This window comes from Sinomonas sp. P47F7, assembly GCF_049332655.1.
GTDB lineage: Bacteria > Actinomycetota > Actinomycetes > Actinomycetales > Micrococcaceae > Sinomonas.
Genome location: NZ_CP186327.1, coordinates 1,389,054 through 1,411,000, shown reverse-complemented (window position 1 = coordinate 1,411,000; position 21,947 = coordinate 1,389,054). Strand labels below are relative to the sequence as shown.

The 21,947-nt window shown below is 69.4% G+C and carries 20 protein-coding genes; 4 read left to right on the top strand and 16 right to left on the bottom strand.

Features of this window, described 5'->3' with window-relative positions:
• Positions 1 to 28 precede the first annotated feature (28 nt).
• From ACOKR1_RS06740 to ACOKR1_RS06680, 13 genes are all read right to left on the bottom strand, one after another.
• The gene (locus tag ACOKR1_RS06740) at positions 29 to 748 is read right to left on the bottom strand and encodes an FtsB family cell division protein (protein WP_422935928.1); all 720 of its coding nucleotides are present in this window, start codon (positions 746 to 748) and stop codon (positions 29 to 31) included.
• Positions 749 to 818: 70 nt separating this feature from the next.
• A complete protein-coding gene (gene eno / locus ACOKR1_RS06735) occupies positions 819 to 2,099 on the bottom strand; it encodes a phosphopyruvate hydratase (RefSeq protein WP_422935927.1) in 1,281 nt (426 codons plus the stop codon).
• A gap of 135 nt (positions 2,100 to 2,234) precedes the next feature.
• Entirely contained in the window at positions 2,235 to 2,927 is a 693-nt protein-coding gene (locus ACOKR1_RS06730; RefSeq protein WP_422935926.1) for a MazG nucleotide pyrophosphohydrolase domain-containing protein, read from the bottom strand.
• A gap of 34 nt (positions 2,928 to 2,961) precedes the next feature.
• Positions 2,962 to 4,104 carry an adenosine deaminase gene (locus ACOKR1_RS06725; protein WP_422935925.1) on the bottom strand — a complete coding sequence of 381 codons (1,143 nt, stop codon included), beginning with the start codon at positions 4,102 to 4,104 and terminating at the stop codon, positions 2,962 to 2,964.
• Positions 4,097 to 4,879 (bottom strand): DedA family protein, encoded by a 783-nt coding sequence (locus ACOKR1_RS06720; RefSeq protein ID WP_422936576.1) that lies wholly within the window; start codon positions 4,877 to 4,879, stop codon positions 4,097 to 4,099. Before ACOKR1_RS06720 ends, ACOKR1_RS06725 begins: the two co-directional genes overlap by 8 nt.
• Before the next feature lie 191 nt (positions 4,880 to 5,070).
• A complete protein-coding gene (locus tag ACOKR1_RS06715) occupies positions 5,071 to 6,393 on the bottom strand; it encodes a thymidine phosphorylase (RefSeq protein WP_422935924.1) in 1,323 nt (440 codons plus the stop codon).
• A complete protein-coding gene (locus ACOKR1_RS06710; protein ID WP_422935923.1) occupies positions 6,390 to 6,881 on the bottom strand; it encodes a cytidine deaminase in 492 nt (163 codons plus the stop codon). Before ACOKR1_RS06710 ends, ACOKR1_RS06715 begins: the two co-directional genes overlap by 4 nt.
• The gene (locus ACOKR1_RS06705; protein WP_422935922.1) at positions 6,868 to 8,334 is read right to left on the bottom strand and encodes an ABC transporter permease; all 1,467 of its coding nucleotides are present in this window, start codon (positions 8,332 to 8,334) and stop codon (positions 6,868 to 6,870) included. The genes ACOKR1_RS06710 and ACOKR1_RS06705 overlap by 14 nt, the downstream gene beginning before the upstream one ends.
• Positions 8,331 to 9,590: an ABC transporter permease gene (locus ACOKR1_RS06700; protein WP_422935921.1), complete on the bottom strand. Its 1,260-nt coding sequence runs from the start codon at positions 9,588 to 9,590 to the stop codon at positions 8,331 to 8,333. The genes ACOKR1_RS06705 and ACOKR1_RS06700 overlap by 4 nt, the downstream gene beginning before the upstream one ends.
• Complete coding sequence (locus tag ACOKR1_RS06695) at positions 9,583 to 11,208, bottom strand: ABC transporter ATP-binding protein (protein ID WP_422935920.1); 1,626 nt, start codon at positions 11,206 to 11,208, stop codon at positions 9,583 to 9,585. Before ACOKR1_RS06695 ends, ACOKR1_RS06700 begins: the two co-directional genes overlap by 8 nt.
• A gap of 122 nt (positions 11,209 to 11,330) precedes the next feature.
• Positions 11,331 to 12,449 (bottom strand): BMP family lipoprotein, encoded by a 1,119-nt coding sequence (locus tag ACOKR1_RS06690; protein ID WP_422935919.1) that lies wholly within the window; start codon positions 12,447 to 12,449, stop codon positions 11,331 to 11,333.
• Between the two features lie 184 nt (positions 12,450 to 12,633).
• The gene (locus ACOKR1_RS06685) at positions 12,634 to 13,833 is read right to left on the bottom strand and encodes an amidohydrolase (RefSeq protein WP_422935918.1); all 1,200 of its coding nucleotides are present in this window, start codon (positions 13,831 to 13,833) and stop codon (positions 12,634 to 12,636) included.
• 85 nt (positions 13,834 to 13,918) lie between these two features.
• Complete coding sequence (locus ACOKR1_RS06680) at positions 13,919 to 15,073, bottom strand: mannose-1-phosphate guanylyltransferase (protein WP_422935917.1); 1,155 nt, start codon at positions 15,071 to 15,073, stop codon at positions 13,919 to 13,921.
• A gap of 247 nt (positions 15,074 to 15,320) precedes the next feature.
• On the opposite strand from ACOKR1_RS06680, the gene sdhC reads away from it, so the two are divergent.
• The 4 genes from sdhC (at position 15,321) to ACOKR1_RS06660 (ending at position 18,819) form a co-directional block, all read left to right on the top strand.
• Positions 15,321 to 15,698: a succinate dehydrogenase, cytochrome b556 subunit gene (gene sdhC, locus ACOKR1_RS06675; RefSeq protein ID WP_136609404.1), complete on the top strand. Its 378-nt coding sequence runs from the start codon at positions 15,321 to 15,323 to the stop codon at positions 15,696 to 15,698.
• 2 nt (positions 15,699 to 15,700) lie between these two features.
• Positions 15,701 to 16,180 carry a succinate dehydrogenase hydrophobic membrane anchor subunit gene (locus tag ACOKR1_RS06670; RefSeq protein WP_422935916.1) on the top strand — a complete coding sequence of 160 codons (480 nt, stop codon included), beginning with the start codon at positions 15,701 to 15,703 and terminating at the stop codon, positions 16,178 to 16,180.
• 69 nt (positions 16,181 to 16,249) lie between these two features.
• On the top strand, positions 16,250 to 18,037 hold the full coding sequence (sdhA, locus tag ACOKR1_RS06665; RefSeq protein ID WP_422935915.1) for a succinate dehydrogenase flavoprotein subunit: 1,788 nt from the start codon (positions 16,250 to 16,252) through the stop codon (positions 18,035 to 18,037).
• Positions 18,037 to 18,819, top strand: a complete 783-nt coding sequence (locus tag ACOKR1_RS06660; protein WP_422935914.1) for a succinate dehydrogenase iron-sulfur subunit — start codon at positions 18,037 to 18,039, stop codon at positions 18,817 to 18,819. The genes sdhA and ACOKR1_RS06660 overlap by 1 nt, the downstream gene beginning before the upstream one ends.
• A gap of 63 nt (positions 18,820 to 18,882) precedes the next feature.
• Here the strand turns inward: ACOKR1_RS06660 and ACOKR1_RS06655 are convergent, their stop codons facing one another.
• Genes ACOKR1_RS06655 through trpS form a run of 3 tightly spaced genes read right to left on the bottom strand, consistent with a single transcriptional unit; the run spans position 18,883 to position 21,938 of the window.
• The gene (locus ACOKR1_RS06655; protein WP_422935913.1) at positions 18,883 to 20,325 is read right to left on the bottom strand and encodes a YihY/virulence factor BrkB family protein; all 1,443 of its coding nucleotides are present in this window, start codon (positions 20,323 to 20,325) and stop codon (positions 18,883 to 18,885) included.
• Positions 20,276 to 20,866: a 2'-5' RNA ligase family protein gene (locus tag ACOKR1_RS06650; protein ID WP_422935912.1), complete on the bottom strand. Its 591-nt coding sequence runs from the start codon at positions 20,864 to 20,866 to the stop codon at positions 20,276 to 20,278. Before ACOKR1_RS06650 ends, ACOKR1_RS06655 begins: the two co-directional genes overlap by 50 nt.
• A 4-nt stretch (positions 20,867 to 20,870) precedes the next feature.
• On the bottom strand, positions 20,871 to 21,938 hold the full coding sequence (gene trpS / locus ACOKR1_RS06645; protein WP_422935911.1) for a tryptophan--tRNA ligase: 1,068 nt from the start codon (positions 21,936 to 21,938) through the stop codon (positions 20,871 to 20,873).
• Between the last annotated feature and the right edge of the window lie 9 nt (positions 21,939 to 21,947).

The window sequence follows — 21,947 nt, the reverse complement described above, 5'->3', positions numbered from 1 at the left end:
GTCCTTTCTCGACGCGCCGGAGGCGCGGTCATTCCGTCGCGGCGCGGCGCACGGAGTCCCACAGGGCCTGCGTCCACGGGACGTCCTGCGGGGACGATCCCGCCGTCGAACCGCTCTGCGCGGTCTGTGTCCCGGCGTCCCCGAAGACCCAATAGGAGGTCTCCCCCGGCATGACCATGTTAATCCGGTCGCGGGCCTGCTGCTGGACGTAGGCGGGATCCTGCCAGCGCGAGATCTCTTGCTTGAGGTTCGCCTGGTCGCTCTGCTTTGCCGCGATGTCCGCCTGAATGGACTGGATCTCGGCGCGCTGGCTGAAGAAGACCCGCACCGTCGGGGCGAGCATGATGGTCACCGCGACGAGGACGAGCGCGAGCGCGACGATCCGGCCCGAGAACGCACGCGCCGGGACGGGCGCGCGGTCTCCGAGGCCGCGCGCCGAGTCGGGGGTGGCCTTGCTCGCGGCGTCCCGCGGCACACTGCGGACGGCGCCGCCCGCCGCGTCGCGCGCGGCCTTGCGGGCCGCGGGCGCGGAGGACGACGGCGCGGACTTGCGTGGCGTCTCGGCGGGAGCGTGCGTGGACGAGCCCGAAGTGCTGGCGCGCGCGGCCGCGGCCGACGCCGCCGACGCCCAGACCGCGCGGACGCGCCCGTGCCCCGGCTGGTCCGGGGTACCTGCGGGCGGCGCGTGGCCATGGACTTCCTCTCCTCGGGGCGCAAAGCAGCGGCGGCTATGGTCTCGTTCAACCATAGCCGCCGGGGCTGGGAATACTTCAAAGGTCACTTCCCGTGGGTCGCGACCTTGACCGGATGGGAACCGCTTAGGCCTTGAAGCGCGGGAACGCGGAGCGCCCGGCGTAGCGAGCGGCGTCGTCGAGCTCCTCCTCGATGCGCAGGAGCTGGTTGTACTTCGCGACGCGCTCCGAACGGGCGGGGGCGCCCGTCTTGATCTGGCCGGCGTTCGTCGCGACCGCGATGTCCGCGATCGTCGTGTCCTCGGTCTCTCCGGAGCGGTGCGACGTGATCGTCGTGTAGCCCGAGCGCTGGGCGAGCGACACGGCGTCGAGCGTCTCGGTGAGCGAGCCGATCTGGTTGACCTTGACGAGGAGCGAGTTCGCGGTCTTCGCGTCGATGCCCTGCTGGAGGCGCTTCGGGTTGGTGACGAAGAGGTCGTCGCCCACGAGCTGGACCTTGTCGCCAATCTCGTCGGTGAGGGTCCGCCAGCCGTCCCAGTCGTTCTCGTCGAGCGGGTCCTCGATCGAGACGAGCGGGAAGTCGCGGACGAGCTCGGCGTAGTACGCGCTCATCTCGGCGGCCGTGTGCGGCTTGCCCTCGAACTGGTACGCGCCGTCCGTGTAGAACTCCGAGGACGCGACGTCGAGCGCGAGCGCGATGTCCTTGCCCGGCTCGTAGCCCGCCTTCTTGATGGCCTCGGTGATGAGCTCGAGCGCCGCGCGGTTCGACGGAAGGTTCGGGGCGAAGCCGCCCTCGTCGCCGAGGCCAGTCGCGAGGCCCTTGGCCTTGAGCACGCCCTTGAGCGAGTGGTAGACCTCGACGCCCCAGCGGAGGCCCTCGGAGAACGTCTCGGCGCCGAGCGGGACGACCATGAACTCCTGGATGTCCACGTCGGAGTCAGCGTGCGAGCCGCCGTTGAGGATGTTCATGAGCGGGACCGGGAGGACGTGCGCGTTCGGGCCGCCCAGGTACTTGTAGAGCGGGAGGTTCGAGGAGTCCGCAGCGGCGTTGGCGACCGCGAGGGAGACGCCGAGGATCGCGTTGGCGCCCAGGTTCGACTTGTTCGGCGTGCCGTCGAGATCGATCATCGCCTGGTCGATCGCGCGCTGATCCGTCGCGTCGAAGCCCTGGAGGGCGGGGGCGATCTGGTCCACGACGGCCTCGACGGCCTGCTGGACGCCCTTGCCGAGGTAGCGGCCCTTGTCGCCGTCGCGGCGCTCCACGGCCTCGAACTCGCCGGTCGACGCCCCGGACGGGACGGCCGCGCGGCCGAGCGAACCATCGCTCAGAAGGACCTCGACCTCGACCGTGGGGTTGCCGCGGGAATCAAGGATCTCGCGGGCGTGAATGGCATCGATAAGGGCCATGGATTGAACTCCTAGCAAGGGTGAGCATTGATCAAGGGGAGCGTGATCACAGGGTGTAACTCGTGGATGACCTCAATGTCACCCACAGCCTAGTGGCCGCGACGGGCGGGCGCGACACTGTGACCGAACCAGTACCTAGGCGGGCAGACGGCGCACGGCGCCCCTGAGCGCGCGCTCGGCGTCGAGGCCGCGCCCCCGCGCCGCGCGGACGACGTCGAGCAGCAGCTCCCCGAGCTCGTCCTCGCCAGCGAACTCCCACACCGCGGCCGGGGCGGATTCGAGCCCCTCCCCCGGCGCGGCCGGCTCACCGGCGTCGAGCGCACGACGGCGCTCGGCTCGCCCCAGTGCCTTGTCGGCGAGGGCCAGGGCGGGCAGATGCCGCGGGAGACCCTCGACGCCGCCGGCGAACACGGCGTCCTGCTCGGCGGCGGCCGCGAGCGCCGCCTTCTCCTCGCGCTTCGCCGCGTCCCACGAGGCGATGATCTCCTCGACAGTCGCGGGGAAGCTCGGCTGGAGGCCGCCGTCGGCCGTGAAGACGTGGCGGTTGCGGCGGATCATCTTGGCCGTGAGCGCCTCGGCGACCGCGTCGAGCCCGAACGCGCCGCGCTCGCTCGCGATCTCCGAGTGCAGCACGACCTGGAGCAGCACGTCGGCGAGCTCGCCCTGGAGCTCGCCCTCGGGCTTGCCATCCTCGATCGCCTCGACGAGTTCGTACGCCTCCTCGACGAGGTATTCAACGAGGGAGGCGTGCGTGAGCGCCGCCGTCCACAGGCAGTGCTCCCGAAGGAGGTGCACCACCTCGACGAGGCGGTCGACGGCGACGCTCACGGTGTTCTCCCGGGCTGTCCCTGCGGCTCTGCCGCTACTCGCCGAGGCTCGCGTACGCCTCGTTGATGTACTCGACGAGGTCCTCGCGGTCCTCAAGCGGCAGGAAGGCCGCCTCCGCCGCATTGAGTGTCAACTCCAGCAGGTCATCGAGGTCGTAGTCGAAGGCCTCGACGAGGAGCTCGAACTCGTCGGTGAGCGTCACGCCGCCCATGAGCCGGTTGTCCGTGTTGACGGTCACGGTGAAGCCGAGCTCGTTGAGCATGTCGATCGGGTGGTCGAGGATGTCCTCGCCCCACTGCGAGATCGCGCCGGTCTGAAGGTTCGAGGACGGGCAGAGCTCGAGCGGGATCCCGCGGTCGCGGACCCACGCCGCGAGCTCGCCGAGCGAGACGTCGAGGATCGGGACGCCGTCCTCGTCGACCTCCCCCGAGTCCTCGACCGTGATGTCCTCAGCGATGCGGACGCCGTGGCCGAGGCGCAGTGCCCGGCCGTCGACGAGGGCGGACTGGATGCTCTCGAGCCCCGCTGCCTCCCCCGCGTGGACGGTCACGGGGAAGTTGTGGCGCGCGAGGAACGTGAACGCGTCCGCGAAGCGCGAGGCCGGGAAGCCGTCCTCAGCGCCCGCGATGTCGAAGCCCACGGCGCCCTGGTCGCGGTGCCGGACGGCGAGCTCGGCGATCTCCTGGGCCCGGTCGGCGTGCCGCATGGCCGTGATGAGCTGCCCGACGGCGATCACGCGGCCGGACTCCTCGACCTTCGCGATGCCCTCCTCGAGACCGGCCTGGACCGCCTCGACAGCCGCATCGAGGGTGAGGCCCTTGGTGAGGTGCTGCTCGGGTGCCCAGCGAACCTCGCCGTACACCACGCCGTCGTCCGCGAGGTCCTCGACAAACTCGCGGGCGATGCGGCGCAGGGCCGGCTCGGTCTGCATCACCGCGATGGTGTGGTCGAAGGTCTCGAGGTACCGCGGCAGCGAGCCGGAATCGGCCGACTCGCGGAACCACTCAGCGAGCGCGACGGCGTCAGTCGAGGGCAGCTCGTGGCCGACCTCCGCCGCGAGTTCAATGATGGTGGCGGGCCGCAGCCCGCCGTCAAGGTGGTCGTGGAGGGACACCTTGGGAAGGATGCGGAGGTCGAAGGTCAGGTCGGGTGCGTCGTCGATGATCGGCTCAGTCACGGTCCAACTCTAGGGAAGGGCCGCGGCGGGCACCAGCCGACCTGCCGGTGGACTCGTCCGGAGTGTGCGGACGGGGCGCGTAGTCGTCCGGCTCCGCCTCTTCCGGGTGCTGGCTGAGGTGCGTGCGATGCGCGACGGCGGCGCGCGTGGCGGCCTTCTCGGCCTCCTTGGCGTCGCGCCAGCGATGGAACACGGTGATCGAGTGGTCGAGGATCACGCCGAGGACGAGTGCGAATCCCACGGCGACGAGGACGCTCAGGAGCGGGTTGTGGCGCAGCCACGGGAACGAGCTCGCGAGGAGCCCCACGCCGAGCGAGTAGCCCACCCACGTCAGGCACGCGAACGCGTCGAGCCAGAAGAACGTGCGGTGCCGGAAGCGCGTCGAGCCAGCCACGTAGTTGACCGCGACGCGGCCCCACGGAATGTAGCGTGCAGTGAAGATGAGCACGGCGCCGCGCTTGTCGAGCTCGTGCCGGGCCCACGAGAAGACCTTCTGCACTCTGGGCCGCCGCATCCAGCGCCAGCGGTCCGTGCCGATCCTGCGGCCAAAGACATACGCCATGTTGTCGCCCGCCATCGCGCCGAGGAGGGCCGTGGCCCCGAGGATCCACAGGTTGGGCTCGCCAGTGTGCCGCCAGTAGGCTGCGAGAGCCACGATCAGCGTCTCGCTCGGGGCGATCATCGCGAATCCGTCGACGAAGAAGAAGACGAAGAGAATCGGATAGATCCACCACTGCCCGGCGGCATGCAGAATCGCGTGGTCGAGAAACTCCAGCATGCGGCGGTGCTCCTTGCGAATATGGGCCTTATTCAGTGTCGCACGCCTCGATGGGTGCCGCCATCCACCCGAGGGCGCAACACGCCGCACACAGAGTCCGCCCCGAGGACTAAGTGGAAACCGAGTACTCAGGGCGGACCAAGTCAGGATTGCGGCACGAACCGGCTCAGTGCCGGGCCCGCGCAGCGCTACGCGATGCGGTCGATCACGAGCCGCTGCGCTGGCCGCGAGCCCGCGGGCGCCACGAGGGCGGCCCCCTCGAGGGCCTCCTTGGCCCGGTCGAAACGCTCAGGGGTGTCAGTCAGGAGCGTCATGAGCGGCTCGCCGGCGCGGACGGACGCGCCCGGCTTGGCGTGGAGCCGCACGCCCGCGCCCGCCTGCACCGGGTCCTCCTTGCGGGCGCGGCCCGCGCCGAGACGCCATGCGGCCGTGCCGACCTTGAGGGCGTCGAGCTCGACGAGGACGCCGTCCGCGGGCGCATAGACAGTCTCCGACTCCTTCGCGACCGGCAAGGCCGCATCGGGGTCCCCGCCCTGGGCGGCGATCATGCGCCGCCAGACGTCCATCGCGCGGCCGTCCCGGAGCGCCTGGGCGGGATCGGCGTCGTGCACGCCGGCGCACGCAAGCATCTCCTCGGCGAGCCGCACCGTGAGCTCCACGACGTCCTCGGGGCCGCCGCCCGCGAGCACCTCGACGGACTCCTCGACCTCAATCGCGTTGCCCGCGGTGAGGCCAAGCGGCGTCGCCATGTTCGTCAGGAGCGCCACGGTGTTCACCCCCGCGTCCTTGCCGAGCGCGACCATCGTCTCGGCGAGCTCGCGGGCCGTCGCCTCGTCCTTCATGAACGCGCCGGAGCCGACCTTGACGTCGAGCACGAGCGCGCCCGTTCCCTCGGCGATCTTCTTGCTCATGATCGAGGACGCGATCAGCGGGATCGCCTCGACCGTCCCGGTCACGTCGCGCAGGGCGTAGAGCTTCTTGTCCGCGGGCGCGAGGCCGCTGCCCGCGGCGCACACGACGGCGCCAACCTCGCTCAGCTGCCCCATCATCTGCTCGTTCGTGAGCGCGGCGCGCCAGCCGGGGATCGACTCGAGCTTGTCGAGCGTGCCGCCCGTGTGCCCGAGCCCGCGGCCCGAGAGCTGCGGGACCGCGACGCCGAAGACGGCCACGAGCGGCGCGAGCGGAAGCGTGATCTTGTCCCCCACGCCGCCGGTCGAGTGCTTGTCCGCCGTGGGACGCGTGCGGCCGTCCGGGCCGCGGAGTCCCGAGAAGTCGAGCCGCTCGCCCGAGGCGATCATCGCCGCCGTCCACCGCGCGATCTCGCGGTGGGTCATGCCGTTGAGCAGGATGGCCATGGCGAGGGAAGACATTTGTTCGTCCGCGACGATCCCGCGCGTGTACGCGTCGAGGACCCAGTCGATCTGGTCGTCGCTGAGATCGCGGCGGTCGCGCTTCGTGCGGATGACGTCGACGGCGTCGAAGGGCTCGGCGGCAGGGGGCGTCTGGCTCACGGTACTTCCTTTCGTGGGGCGTCTGGCTCTCCCAGGACGGCTGGCTTCGGCGCAGCGTCTGGGCCCCGCTCCTCGAGGGTGTCCGGGCCGAAGGCATCCGGAAGCACCTCATCGATGGTGCGGACGCCGCGCGTCGTCATGAGCTCCATGCCCGGCGCGCGGAATTCGTACAGGAGCTGCCGGCAGCGCCCGCAGGGCATGAGCGCGCTGCCGTTTCCGTCGACGCACGCGAACGCGCGGATCCGCCCGCCCCCGCCGAGCTGAATCTGGCCCACGAGCGTGCACTCGGCGCACAGCGTGAGCCCGTAGGACGCGTTCTCGACGTTGCACCCCACCACGGTGCGTCCATCGTCGAGGAGCGCCGCGGCACCCACGGGAAAGCGCGAATACGGCGCGTACGCGCGCCGCATGGCGCCCTGGGCGAGCGCGGCGAGCTCGTCCCAGTCGACGCGGTCAGTGCCGAGAGTCGCCGCGTCAGCCCTTGACATACGGGATGCCCTCCATGGCCGGCGGCCGCGACCGCCCCACGAGCCCGGCGACGGCGAAGACCGTCACGACGTACGGGAGCATGGCCATGAACTGGCTGGGGACCGGCGAGCCGATGATCGTGATGACGCTCTGGAGGTTGTCCGCGAAGCCGAACAGGAGCGAGGCGAGGAACGCGCCGATGGGGTTCCAGCGGCCGAAGATGAGCGCCGCGAGCGCGATGTAGCCACGGCCCGCGGACATCTCCTTGCTGAACGCGTCCACCGCGACGAGCGTGAAGAACGAGCCACCGATGCCCGCGACCGCGCCACCGAGGAGAGTGTTCCAGAAGCGCGTGCGGTTGACGTTGACGCCGAGAGTGTCCGCAGCCTGGGGATGCTCGCCGACCGCCCGCACGCGCAGGCCCCAGCGGGTGTGGAAGAGACCCACGTACACGACGATCACGGCGACGTACATGAGGTAGCCCACGAGCGACTGGCGGAACAGGATGGGCCCGATGAGGGGGACGTCCGCGAGCACCGGAATCTCGAGACTGCCCAGGTGAGGCGGCTTGTTGAGGCCGTCCGGGTTGGCCGTGAGCAGGGTCGAGAACAGGAAGTTGGTCAGGCCCACCACGAGGACGTTGAGCACGACGCCGACGATGATCTGGTTCACGAGGTACTTGATGCTCACCACGGCGAGCACGAGCGAGACGAGCGCGCCCGCGACCGCGGCGGCGATGAGCCCCGCGTAGACGCTGCCCGTGACCGTCGCGCCGACGGCGGCGCTGAACGCGCCCATGAGCAGCTGGCCCTCGATCGCGATGTTGACGATCCCGGAGCGCTCGCACAAGACGCCCGAGAGCGAGCCGAATACGAGCGGGACCGCGAGAGTCACCGCGCCTGCGAGGAGGCCCGCGAGCGAAATGTACGGCGTCGCGTCGCGACCTCCGGCCACGATCCAGACCAAGAAGCCCACGAGGAACGCGACCGCGAACACGGCCACGGCCCAGCGCGGAAGCTTGCGGCCGCGCGGCGCGAGCCACACCGACCAGCCCGCGACGGCGAGCATCGCGACGCTCGCGATCCAGCCGATGACCGGCGCGCTGAGCGTGATGACCGTGACCCCGGCAACGCCGAGGATCGAGAGCAGGAAGACGACGACCGCGGCCACGAGCGCGGGCGGGACCCAGCGCGCGGCCGTGCCGCCGCGGCGCGCCTCGCGGAACCACGTGTAGCCGAGCCACGCCGCGGCGACGAGGGCCACCGCGAACGCGAGCCAGGCCGCGAGCCCCGAGGCCTCGCGGCCCGTGTCGACGAGGCCGAACGCGGCGCTCTTCGTGCCGGAGAAGAAGCCGAACATGATCGTGCCGAGGACGGCGAGCACGCCGAGGCCGATCGGGGCCTTCCAGCCCACGATCGGGGCCACGGCCTGAGCCTCCTCGGGCTGGGCGGGGGCTGTGGTTGCCGTGCTCATGCTGCTGCTCCGCTCTGGACCGAACGCTTCCCGGCCTTGCTCTTGGGCTTGCGGGGATTGAGGCCGAAGATCGCCCTGACAAGCGGCGGCGCCGCGATGAACAGGACGATGAGCGACTGGATGACGAGGACGATGTCGATCGGCGTCTGCGTGACGGCCTGCATCGCGACGCCGCCCGCGCGGAACGCGCCAAACAGGAGGCCCGCGAAGAACGTGCCCCACGGCGTCGAGCGCCCGAGCAGGGCCACCGTGATCGCGTCGAAGCCGATCGACGCCGCGACGCCCGCGGACAGGTACTTCTCCGTGCCGGAGACCTGGGCGATTCCGGCGAGACCCGCGAGGGCGCCGGCGAGCGCCATGACGAGGACGGTTGCGCGGCCCACGTTGACCCCGGCCGTGCGGGCAGCGTTCGGGTTCGCGCCGACCGCCCGGAACTCGAAGCCGACCGTCGAGCGGTTGAGAATCCACCACACGCCCCACGTCACGAGGATCGCGAGGATGAAGCCCGCGTGGAGGCGGAACTGCGGGCCGAGGAGCTCGGGGAACAGCGCGCTCTGGTCGAGGAACGGCGAGATGGGATTGGTCGACCCCTTGCGCTGGAACGCGGGCGTCGTGAGGAGGAAGAGGAGCAGGAAGCTCGCGACGTAGTTGAACATGATCGTCACGATGACCTCGTGCGCGCCCGTGCGGGCCTTGAGAAGGCCCACGATCCCGCCCCAGATCCCGCCGCCGACGATCCCCGCGAGGATCACCACGAGGAGGTGGAGCCCGATCGGCAGGTGCCACGTGAAGCCCACGTACGCGCCGAACAGCGCACCGAAGATGAGCTGGCCCTGGGCGCCGATGTTGAACAGCCCGGCCCGGAACGCGAGGGCCACTCCGAGGCCCGCGAAGATGAGCGGCGTCGAGACCGTGAGCGTCTCCGCGAGCGGGTAGAGCTGGGCCGCGAGGTCCGCGCCCTGCCAGTTGTAGATCGAGCCCTGGACGAGCGCGGCGTAGGGCCGGAAGATCTCCGCGATGGTGTCGAACGGGCGCGCGAAGAAGTAGCCCGCCGCGGTCGCCACCTTCGGGTTCGTGACCGCCATGAGGACCCCGCCGATCACGATCGCGAGGACGGCCGAGAGGAGCGAGACCATCGGCGTGCCCGTCGCGATCCGGCGGAGGAGGGTCTGGCCCCTGCCCTCCGGCGTGGGCAGGGACGGGCCCGTCGCGAGCGGCGCGTGGGCCGACTCGGGGACCTGCTGGGCCTCAGCCATGGTTCTCTCCTGTGCTGCCGTCCTGGGTTTCCACCGCGGCGCCGAAGCTGCTCGACGCGCGGCGAGCCCCGCCGTCGTCCGCGCCTTCGCCCGCCGCGCCCGCGTGGGCCGCTGCCTCCTCCGCGGTCATGCCCGCCATCATGAGGCCCAGCGTGTCGCGCGGGGTGCCGCCGGGCACGATCCCCATGAGGCGCCCGCGGTACAGGACCGCGATCCGGTCCGCGAGCTCCATGATCTCGTCGAGCTCGGTCGAGACGATCATGACCGGCGTCCCGTGGTCGCGCTCGGCGATGATCCGTCGGTGCAGGAACTCGATGGACCCCACGTCGACGCCGCGCGTGGGTTGGGACGCGATGAACAGGCGCAGCGGCCGCGAGAGCTCGCGGGCCATGACGACCTTCTGCTGATTGCCGCCCGAGAGCGTCGACGCCGGAGCCTCGGCCGAGGGAGTACGGATGTCGAACTCCTCGATCTTCTCGGCCGCCTGGGCTGCGACGCGCGCGGGGCGCATACCGAGGCCGCGCGCGAACGGCGCGCGGTCGTAGAGATCGAGCACGAGGTTCTCCGCCACGGTGAACGCGCCAACGAGTCCGTCATGCGAGCGATCCTCGGGCACGAAGCCCACGCCCGCGCCAAGCACCTCCTTGACGGGACGGCCGAGCAATTCCTTGCCGTCGAGCGTCACCGAGCCGCTCGCGTGCCGATGGAGGCCGAGGATCGCCTCGGTGAGCTCCGTCTGGCCGTTGCCCTGCACGCCCGCGACGGCGAGGATCTCACCCTGGGCGATGTCGAAGCTCACACCGTCCACGACCTTCTGGCCGTTCGGCGCGGCCACGGTGAGCTCGCGCACGGCGAACGTCGTCGCCTTCGGCTGGGCGGCGGCCTTGTTGAGGGTCAGGCTCACGGGCCGGCCCACCATCATCGAGGCGAGCTCGGCGGGAGCGGCCGACGGCGGGGCGTCGCCCACGACCTTGCCTCGACGAATCACCGTGATGACGTCCGCAACGGCCTTGACCTCGCGGAGCTTGTGGGAGATGAAGATGATCGAGGTGCCGGAGGCCTTGAGCTCGGCGATGATCTCGAGGAGCTCGTCCGTCTCCTGCGGGGTGAGGACGGCGGTGGGCTCGTCGAGGATGAGGACCTTCGCGTTGCGGACGAGGGCCTTGATGATCTCCACGCGCTGCTGCACGCCCACCGGGAGGTCCTCGACGAGGGCATCCGGATCGACGTCGAAGCCGTAGCGCTTCGAGATCTGGCGGATCCGGGCGCGGGTCGTGTCAAGGTCGAGGAAGCCCGCGGCCTTCGTCGACTCGGCACCGAGGGCCACGTTCTCGGCGACGGTGAAGACGGGGACGAGCATGAAGTGCTGGTGCACCATGCCGATCCCGGCCGCCATCGCGTCCGATGGGCCGCGGAACGCGACCGGTTTGTCGTCGACGAGGATCTCCCCCGCGCTCGGCTCATAGAGGCCGTAGAGGACGTTCATGAGGGTCGACTTCCCGGCGCCGTTCTCCCCGAGGAGGCAGTGCACTTGGGAGTCTTCGACCACAAGGTCGATGTGATCGTTGGCGACGAGCGATCCGAAACGCTTCGTGATGCCGCGCAGTTCGAGTTTCACTGTGGGGATCCGATCCCTGTAGCTGGGCTGGTCCGGGCTGGGCGCAAGGCCTGCGCCGTCCGCCCGGGCGGGCGGACGGCGCGAAAGCATTGCCCGAAAGCAGGCTAGCGAATGGACGGGGGCTACTGCGACACAGGGCTCGACTTGGAGCTGACCTTGACCGTGCCCGAGACGATGTCCTTCTTGAGCTGGTCGACCTCGCTCTTGAGGTCGGCCGAGACCGAGGAATCAAGGTCGTGGTACGGGGCGAGCGCGACGCCGCCGTTCGCGAGTGTGCCGACATACGGAGTCGCGTCGAACTTGCCGTTCGTGTCGTCCTTGATGACGGCCTCAACCGCGGTGGCCATGGTCTTCTGGACCGACGAAAGCAGCACGGACTTGTAGTCCGGCGCCGTGAGGTAGCCGTCGGAGTCGACCCAGATCAGCTTCGGGTCCGTGCCCGACTTCTTCGCGTCGAGGATCGCGGAGCCAGCGCCCGCGCCGACCGGGCCGGCGACCGGGAGGACGATGTCGGCGCCCTGCTGGAGGAAGCCCTGCGTGAGCACCTTGCCCTTGTCGATCGACTTGAAGTCGCCGACGAACACGCCGTCCTGCTTGTCCTTGTCCCAGCCGAGGACCTGGACGTTCTTGCCCTTTTTCTGGTTGTAGTACTTCACTCCGTCCGCGAAGCCGTCCATGAAGATCGTGACGGTCGGGATGTTGAGGCCGCCGAAAGTCGCGACCTTGCCCGTCTTCGATACGCCCGCGGCGAGGTAGCCGGCCAGGAACGCGGCCTGCGCCGTGTCATACACGATCGGCTTGACGTTCTTGGGGAACGTCGGGTCCGAGTAGTCGATGATCGCGAAGTGGTTGTTCGGGTTGGCGGTCGCGATGTTCTTCGTCGCGTCGCCGAGCAGGAAGCCGACGGTGACCGTGAGCTTGCAACCGGCCTGGACCATCGAGCGAAGGTTCGGATCGTAGTCAGTGTCAGCCTTGGACTGGACGTGCTTCTCCTGGATGCCGAGATCCTTGACGGCCTGCTGAAGGCCTTGGAAACCGGACTGGTTGAACGACTTGTCGTCGAAGCCGCCCGAGTCGGAGACCATGCAGCCGAGGTAGTTCGAGTTGGTCGCCGACGCACTGCCGGAAGGACCACTGGACGAGGGGGCTGCCCCGCAGCCGCTCAGAACGAGAGCCGATGCACCGAGCGCGGCAACACCTGCAAGGCTGCGCTGGGCCAGCCGATGACGAAGTGAGGTCACGTGTTCCTCCACAGAAGCGCGAATGACGCCCGGGGCGTGTGATCCGTTCCGGGCGGTACCGCAGGCCGCACGGTACAGAAGAACGATAGTGGGAAAGATCACCTTCAGACAGTGCGGAGCACGCCCGACTGTGCATCGTTCGCTATTCGTTACCGGCGAGTACGCTTCATTCGCCTTTTCGGCCTCACAGGTCGCGGATGCTTCGGAGCGCCGCGGCCGCGAGAACACGGACCCCACAGCTGATCGCGCCCTCGTCGACCACGAGGTCGCCGCGGTGCAGATCGTATTCCTCGCCCCCGGGAACGTGCGTCCCGAGACGGAACATCGAGCCCGGTACCTCTGCGAGGAACCACGCGAAGTCCTCGCCGCCCATGGACTGTGGGGTCAGCACCACGGCGTCTTCGCCGAGCTCGGCGCGCGCGGCCGCCTCGATGAGCGCCGTCTCGTGCTCGGAGTTGACCACGGGCGGGACGCCGCGCGTGTGCTCGAGCCGCACGTCGACCCCGTAGGGGGCCGCTACCTGCTCGACGACCTCGTCGAGGAGCTCACCGGCGCTGTGCCACGCCTCGCGATCGAGGCAGCGCATGGTTCCCGACAGCTGGCCGATCGCGGGAATCGCGTTGGGGGCGGAGCCGGCCGAGATATGGCCCCACACCATCGAGACGCCGCTGCGCACGTCAACGCGGCGCGAGAGCACGGCCGGGACATTGATGGCGATCTGTGACAGCGCGAAGACGAGATCCTCAGTCAGGTGGGGGCGCGACGTGTGGCCGCCGCGGCCCTGGAGCTCGATCCTGATCGTGTCCGAGGCCGAGGTGATCGAGCCGATGCGCGTGCCGATCCGGCCGACCTCGATCCGCGGGTCGCAGTGCAGGGCCATGATGCGGGGAACCCCAGACAGCACTCCCTGGTCGATGCACGCGAGCGCGCCCCCCGGCATGGTCTCCTCGGCGGGCTGGAACACGACGCGCACGGTCGCGCCGAGCGGCTCCTCGCGGTGCTGCTCGGCAAGGAGGAGCGCGGCCCCGAGCGCGCACGTCGTGTGGACGTCGTGGCCGCATGCATGGGTGACGCCGTGATTGAGGGACGCGAACGGCAGGCCGGACTCCTCGATGATGGGGAGCGCGTCGATGTCGCCGCGGAGCGCCGTCGCGATCGGGCCGTCGCCGATGTCGACGACGACGCCGGTCCCATCAAGCCGCTTCGGGGCGAGCCCAGCAGCCTCGAGGTGCTCGACAATCCTGTCCGTGGTGCGGAACTCCTGGAAGCTCAGCTCAGGGTGCGCGTGGAGGTCCCGACGGAAGGCGATGAGGTCCGGCAGGAGGGTCTCGAGGCGGGGGCCGACGAGAGGTGTCGGGTCCACTTCCGTGGTGTAGTTGCGCACGCGTTCACTCTAACGCCACGGGTTTTACCGGGCGTTTACCGGGTCGTCGAGTTACAGCTTCGCTTGTGGGGCGTCCTCGGGAAGCCTAGAGGACGTCGGTGTCGCCGCTCGCCTTGAGGGCCGCGACAGCACCCTTGACCTTCTGTGCGTGCTCCTTCGTGGTCACGAGAAGCGCGTCCGGGGTGTCGACGATCACCACGTCTTCGATGCCGATGAGCGCGATGACCCGCTTCGTGTCGGAGACCACGATGCCGCTCGCGTCCTCCGTGAACACGCGCGCGCCCTCGCCGATGACGGTCACCGCGTCGCCCTCGCGGGCGCTGTTGAGCCGCCCGATAGCGGCAAAGTCACCGACGTCGTCCCACCGGAACGCCCCGGGAACGACGGCGACGTCCCCGGCCGCCGCGGCGGGCTCGGCCACCGCGTAGTCGATCGCGATCTTCGGGAGCGTGGGCCACACGCGCGCGGTCACCGCGTCCCGCTCGGGGGTGTCCCAGGCCGCCGCGATCTCGACGAGGCCCGCGTAGAGCTCCGGCTGGTTCGCGGCGAGGTGCTCGAGCATGAGGGCCACGGGCGCCACGAACATGCCCGCGTTCCACAGGTATTCGCCCGAGGCGAGGTACTTCTCTGCGACCTCGAGGCTCGGCTTCTCGACGAATTCGACGACCTCGCGCGCGCTCGGCGCGCCGTCGACGTCGAGCGTCTCGCCCCCGCGGATGTAGCCGAAGCCCGTCGATGGGTGGGTCGGCTCGATGCCAATCGTCACGATCTTGCCGCGCTCCCCCGAGGCAGCCGTGTGAATGGCCTCGAGGACCGCGGCCTGGAACACGGAGTCCGGGCTGATGACCTGGTCCGCGGCGAACGAGCCCATGATCGTCGCCGGGTTGCGGCGGTGCAGGATCGCGGCGGCGAGGCCGATCGCGGCACCGGAATCCTTGGGCTCGCTCTCGAGCACGAGGTCCGCCGAGTCGAGCTCGGGGATCTGGAGGCACACGGCCGCCCGGTGCGCCTCGCCCGTCACCACGAGGAAACGCCCGCCGGCGAGCGGCGCGAGCCTGTCATACGTCGCGCGGATGAGCGTGCTGCCCGAGCCCGTGAGGTCGTGGAGGAACTTGGGGGCCGCGGCGCGCGAAAGGGGCCACAGCCTCGTGCCAACCCCGCCGGCGGGGATCACCGCGACGAAGCGGCCAAGGTCGCCGTCGTTCGCCACCGCGGGAGCGGGCGCAGAATCAGTGCTCATCGCCCCTACTGTACTGGAGCGAGCCGGGCTCAGTGTGAGCGCCGCTGGGGCCCCCGTGGCGGTTGTGATAATCGCCACTGAAGCCTCCCGGGGCCTGCGAACAAATTGAATAAGCTGTGAGCGAAGCCTAGATTTAGGCTGGAGCTCGACAGAGTACGCGTCCGCCAGCAGGGACGGGCGCCTTCTGCATCGGTGCCCTCGCCTCTCCGGCGAGCGCCGGCATCGGTGCTCGCAGGGAGGTTTATCAGTGCCGACAAAACCAGCTGGCACCCTGTACCGCGGCCGTGAAGGCATGTGGTCCTGGGTCGGTCACCGGATTACCGGTGTCGTGATCTTCTTCTTCTTGTTGGTGCATGTGCTGGACACCTCATTGGTGCGTGTGTCCCCTGACGCCTACAACGCCGTGATCGGCGAGTACAAGAACCCGATCATGGGGCTCGGCGAGACCGCGCTCGTCGCCGCGATCCTCTTCCACGCGTTCAACGGCCTGCGCATCATCGCCGTCGACTTCTGGAAGAACGGCCCGAAGTACCAGCGGCAGATGCTCTGGACGGTCCTCGGCGTGTGGTTCGTCGTGTTCGTCGCGTTCGCCATCCGCCAACTCTCGATCGTGTTCGGAGGCTGAGCATGAGCACCGACATCAGGTTCCCCCGCAGCACTTCTGAGACGGGGCGCATCGCGCCCAAGTACAACCGCCACGGCGGAGGCGCGAAGGGCGGCTTCGAGATGGCCGCATGGCTCTTCATGCGCCTCTCGGGCGTCGTCCTCGTGGTCCTCATCTTCGGCCACCTCTTCGTCAACCTCATGCTCGGCGACGGGGTGCACGCGATCGACTTCGGCTTCGTGGCCGGCAAGTGGGCGAGCCCGTTCTGGCAGTGGTGGGACCTCGCGATGCTGTGGCTCGCGATGCTCCACGGCACGAACGGCGTGCGGACGATCGTGAACGACTATGCCGAGCGCGACGGGGTGCGGTTCTGGCTCCTCGTGGTCCTCTTCGCGGCCGCGAGCGCGATCGTCATCCTCGGCACGCTCGTGATCTTCACCTTCGATCCGTGCCCCATCGTCAACGGCGTCCACACCGGCGCCGACTTCTGCCCCAAGCCGTAGCCGAGAAGTCCAGCGGCGCCCGCCGATCGACGGCGCCGCAGACTCGCGCGAGAGAGAGAAGCATCCAGTATGCAGGTCCACAAGTATGACGTGGTGATCGTCGGTGCCGGCGGCGCCGGGATGCGCGCGGCCATCGAGTCCGGCCAGCGCGCGCGCACCGCCGTGCTGACCAAGCTGTACCCCACCCGTTCGCACACCGGCGCTGCTCAGGGCGGAATGTGCGCGGCCCTCGCGAACGTCGAGGAGGACAACTGGGAGTGGCACACCTTCGACACGATCAAGGGCGGCGACTACCTCGTTGACCAGGACGCCGCTGAGGTCATGGCGAAGGAGGCCATCGACGCGGTCCTCGACCTCGAGAAGATGGGCCTCCCGTTCAACCGCACGCCCGAGGGTCGCATCGACCAGCGCCGCTTCGGCGGCCACACGCGCGACCACGGCAAGGCGCCGGTGCGCCGCGCGTGCTACGCCGCGGACCGCACCGGGCACATGATCCTCCAGACGCTCTACCAAAACTGCGTCAAGCACAACGTCGAGTTCTACAACGAGTACTACGTGCTGGACCTCCTCATCGTCGAGGAGGACGCCGTTCGCGAGGACGGCACGGCGTACAAGCAGAAGCGCGTCGCGGGCGTGGTCAGCTACGACCTCGCGTCGGGCGAGCTCCACGTGTTCCAGGCCAAGGCCGTCATCTTCGCGACGGGCGGCGCCGGCAAGGTCTTCAAGACCACCTCGAACGCCCACACGCTCACGGGCGACGGCATGGGCATCGCGTTCCGCCGCGGCATCCCGCTCGAGGACATGGAGTTCTTCCAGTTCCACCCGACCGGCCTGGCCGGCCTCGGAATCCTCCTCTCGGAGGCGGCCCGCGGCGAGGGCGCGATCCTGCGCAACTCGGAGGGTGAGCGCTTCATGGAGCGCTACGCACCCACCATCAAGGACCTCGCCCCGCGCGACATCGTGGCCAGGTCCATGGCGAACGAGGTGCGCGAGGGGCGCGGCGCCGGTCCGAACAAGGACTATGTGCTGCTCGACCTGACCCACCTTGAGCCCGCGCACATCGACGCGAAACTCCCGGACATCACTGAGTTCGCGCGCACGTACCTCGGCGTCGAGCCCTACACTGAGCCGGTCCCCGTCTACCCGACGGCGCACTACGCCATGGGCGGCGTTCCGACCAACATCAAGGGCGAGGTCCTCCAGGACAACGACACGATCATCCCGGGCCTGTACGCCGCGGGAGAGGTTGCCTGCGTGTCCGTGCACGGCTCGAACCGCCTCGGCACGAACTCGCTGCTCGACATCAACGTGTTCGGCAAGCGCTCGGGCATCAACGCCGCCGAGTACGCCAAGACCGCCGAGTTCGTGGAGCTCCCCGAGAACCCCGCGGACGGCACGGTCGCGCTGCTCGACTCCGTCCGCAACGCCTCGGGCACAGAGCGCATCGCGTCGATCCGCTCGGACCTGCAGGAAACCATGGACGCGAACATGCAGGTGTTCCGCACCGCGGACTCGATCGCGCAGGCCCTCTCGGACATCGAGACCCTGCGCGAGCGGTACCGGAACATCAGCATCCAGGACAAGGGCAAGCGCTTCAACCTCGATCTCCTCGAGGCCGTGGAGCTCGGCTTCCTCCTGGACCTCGCGCAGGTCATGACCGTCGCGGCGCTGCACCGCAAGGAATCCCGCGGCGGCCACTACCGCGAGGACTTCCCCGACCGCGACGACGCCAACTGGATGAAGCACACGATGCTCTACAAGGACGACGCCGCCGAGACCGAGGGCATCAAGGGCATCCGCTTCGGGACGAAGCCGGTCGCCTTCACCCGCTACGAGCCGATGGAGCGTAAGTACTGATGAGCGCGTCAACTGTAGAGCCCGCATCGAAGGTCGAGCTGCCCGCGAGCGCGGGCGGCGGCGGCGAGATCCCGACGTTCAACATCACGCTCCGTGTCCGCCGGTACAACCCCGAGGTCTCGGAAGAGTCGCACTGGGACGAGTACCAGCTCACGATGTACGGCACGGACCGTGTGCTCGACGCGCTCCACAAGGTCAAGTGGGAGCACGACGGCTCGCTCTCGTTCCGCCGCTCGTGCGCGCACGGCGTGTGCGGCTCGGATGCCATGCGCATCAATGGCCGCAACCGCCTCGCGTGCAAGACGCTCCTCAAGGACCTCGACACCTCCAAGCCCGTCACGGTGGAGCCCATCAAGGGCCTTCCGGTGGAGAAGGACCTCATCGTGGACATGGAGCCGTTCTTCCAGTCCTACCGCGAGATCATGCCGTTCCTCATCGCGAAGGGCCACGAGCCGACCAAGGAGCGCCTCCAGTCCGCCGAGGACCGCGAGCGGTTCGACGACACCACGAAGTGCATCCTGTGCGCCGCGTGCACGTCCTCGTGCCCCGTCTTCTGGACGGACGGCCAGTACTTCGGCCCCGCGGCGATCGTCAACGCGCACCGGTTCATCTTCGACTCGCGTGACGATGCCGGGGACATGCGTCTCGAGATCCTCAACGACAAGGAGGGCGTGTGGCGCTGCCGCACGACCTTCAACTGCACCGAGGCATGCCCGCGCGGCATCCAGGTGACGCAGGCGATCGCCGAGGTCAAGCAGGCGATCCTGGCACGCCAGTTCTGACCGGCCGGGCTACCGCCTAGCCTCCGAGGGGCGCCGCTGCAGCTGCAGCGGCGCCCCTTCGCGTTAGTCCGCGGCGGCGGGCGCCCGCTCCCCCGCACCGGCGCGGCCCGTGCCCCGCCGGAGGGACCTGAGGAGCCCGAGCGCCCACGGCGCACGACGGCGGCGACTCCGCGTGCGGCGCAGCTCGCCGGCCGCGGGCTGCGGCGAGGTGGACGACGCGACCGACCCTGCGGAGGACCCCGACCCTGCCGGCCGCGGCGAGGTAGAAGAGTTCCCGCCGCCGGCCATCGTGGGTACCGGGGCCGGCGCGGCGGCGGCCGACGCCGAGGACGCGCCGCTCCGCGGTGGCGCGGCCGCGTGGGGCCGGGCGCCGGCCCTGCGGGAGGCCGCGGCGCGGCTCAGCGCCAGAGACCGGGCCAGAGGACCAGACGCGCGCAGCCCGGGGCGTGCCGCGCCAAACGGAGTCGCTCGACGGCGCGCCGGCGGCACGGTATCAGCCTCGCGGATCGCGGACCACGCTGCCGCGACGAGATAGACCTGGCTCACGAGATTGAACCAGATGAGCAGCCCCACGATGATCGCGAACGAGGCGAGGAGCGGGTTCGCGCCGGCCCGTGCGAGGAGTTGACTGCTGAAGAGCTGCAGGATCGAGGTGGCGACGCCCGCGATGATCGTCCCCTCGACGAGGGCCCGCCGCGTGAGCCGCAGCCGGCCGGCGAACCGGAACATGATGTAGGCCGTGAGCCAGTTGAGCAGGAACGGCACGAGGATGCCGATGAGCCAGCCGATGGGCGCGACCACCGAGCGGTCAAGCTGCAGGAGGCTCGCGATCCATCCGAGCGCGGCCGTAAAAAGGATGCTGACGCCGGAGGTGAGCACGAGGGCGACGCCGAGCAGGAGGAGCGTCCCGGCGTCGCGGAGGCGCTGGACGACCGGATTGACGTTGAGCCGCGGTGCGTCGGTGATCCCACGGAGCCCATCGCGCAGGCTCGTGATCCAGCCGAGCGACGTCAGGATCGTGACGAGCGCCGCGACGGCGGCCGTGATGCCGAGGCCCGAGCGGTTGAGGAGGGCCTTCGGATCGGCGAGCCCGTCCTGGCCGTCGACCTTGAGCAGCCCCGGGGCAGCCTGCGAAACGCTGTGCACTATGCGGTCCACGAGCTCGGGCTGGCCCGCGAGAACGAGCCCCGCGATCGAGAAACCCGTGGCGAGGAGTCCCAAGATCGAGAAGAACATGTTGAAGCCGATCCCGGCGCTCAGGAGGGGGCCATGCCGGAGCGTGTAGTGCTGGAAGGCCCGGAAGGGGCGGAACGCGTTGAGCCGCGCAAGGAGCCATTGGACGAGCGCGAGCGCGATCTTGAACCGACCCTCGCCCTCGAGCTTCGCCCTGCCGTAGTCCTGCCGCGCCCGGAGCACGTTGGCCCGCAGCTTGACGAGCTCGGTGGGAAGCGGCTGCTCAGGCCTGCTGCTTCCCGCCGTGGTCCTGGTTCGTCGCGTTTCCGCCAAAGTCCAGCTCTTCCCGTAGTTGCCAAAGGCCGTGGGCATCATGCTCGTACAGGCCCATGCTAGCCACCGTGAAAGAGGTGCTGTAGTTGCGCAGCGCTTCCTCGGCCGCATCGAGGCGCGCCGACTCGACGTCGTGGGCCACCGTGACGTGGGGGTGGTAGGGGAACGGCAGCTCGCGTTCGAGCGGTCCGCTCTGCAGGTCGGCGTGCAGCCGGACACACTCGTCGAAGCCCTCGGAGACGTTGAGGAACACGACGTCGGACACGGGCCGGAACGACCCCGTGCCGGCGACCGTCACGCGGAACGGCTCCTGCTGGGACGCGACGCGACGCACGTGGCTGAGCGTCGCGTCCCAGTCCTCGGTCTCCGTAGTGGTCACGAGCGTGATGTGGGCGGGGATGACGTGAGCCATGGGATCGCCGAACGAGGCACGCCAAGCGCGCAGCTCCGCCGCGACGTCCTCCGGGAAGCCCAAGATGACGCCGACGAGCGGCACGTGTCCGTCCAGCGCCCCAGCCTGCGCTCCGACCTGACCCGTCATTGACTCAGACGGACGCGGCAGCCGTGGCCATGGCGGGCAGGAATCCCACCTTCCGGTACACCTCGGCGAGCGTCTCAGCCGCGACCTCACGCGCCTTCGCTGCGCCCACCGCGAGAAGCCGGTCGAGCTCCGCGGGATCCCGCAGCAGCTCCTCCGTGCGCGCCTTGATGGGCGCGACGGCGTCCACGACGATCTGCGCGACGTCGGCCTTGAGGTGACCGTACATCTTGCCCTCGTACGAGGCGACGAGCTCGTCGACCCCCTGCCCCGTGATGGTGGAGATGATCGTCAGGAGGTTGGAGACACCCGGCTTCGCCTCGCGGTCGAACCGGATGACGGTCTCGGTGTCCGTGACGGCCTGCTTGATCTTCTTGGCCGTGATCTTCGGGTCGTCGAGGAGGTTGATGAGCCCGTGAGCCGACTCCGCGGACTTGGACATCTTCGCGGTCGGGTTCTGCAGGTCGTAGATCTTCGCGGACGTCGGCGGGATAAGCGCCTCCGGAACCGGGAACGTCTCGCCGTAGTGCTTGTTGAAGCGGTGCGCGAGAGTGCGAGTGAGCTCGAGGTGCTGGCGCTGGTCCTCGCCGACGGGCACGCCGTACGGCTTGTAGAGCAGGATGTCAGCGGCCATGAGCATGGGGTACGCGAAGAGCCCCGCGCTCGCGACGTCCTGGCCGTGGCGGGCCATCTTGTCCTTGAACTGCGTCATGCGGGACGCCTCGCCGAAGCCCGTGAGGCTCGTGAGAACCCACGCGAGCTGGGCATGCTCGGGGACGTGGGACTGGACGAAGAGCGTCGACTTCTCGAGGTCGATGCCGCCCGCGAGGTACTGCGCGGCCGTGAGCCTCGTCCGGTTGAGGAGGTCCTCCGGGTTGTAGTCGACCGTGATCGCGTGGAGGTCCGGAATGAAGTAGAAGCACTCGTACTGGTCCTGCTGCTTGACCCAGTTGACGAGCGCCCCGAGGTAGTTTCCGAGGTGGAGGGAATCGCCCGAGGGCTGCATGCCCGAGACGAGTCGCTGCCGCCCGCTCGGGGCGGGGGCCGCGGGAGCCGAGGTGGTGTCCGTGGTCATGGTGTGGAG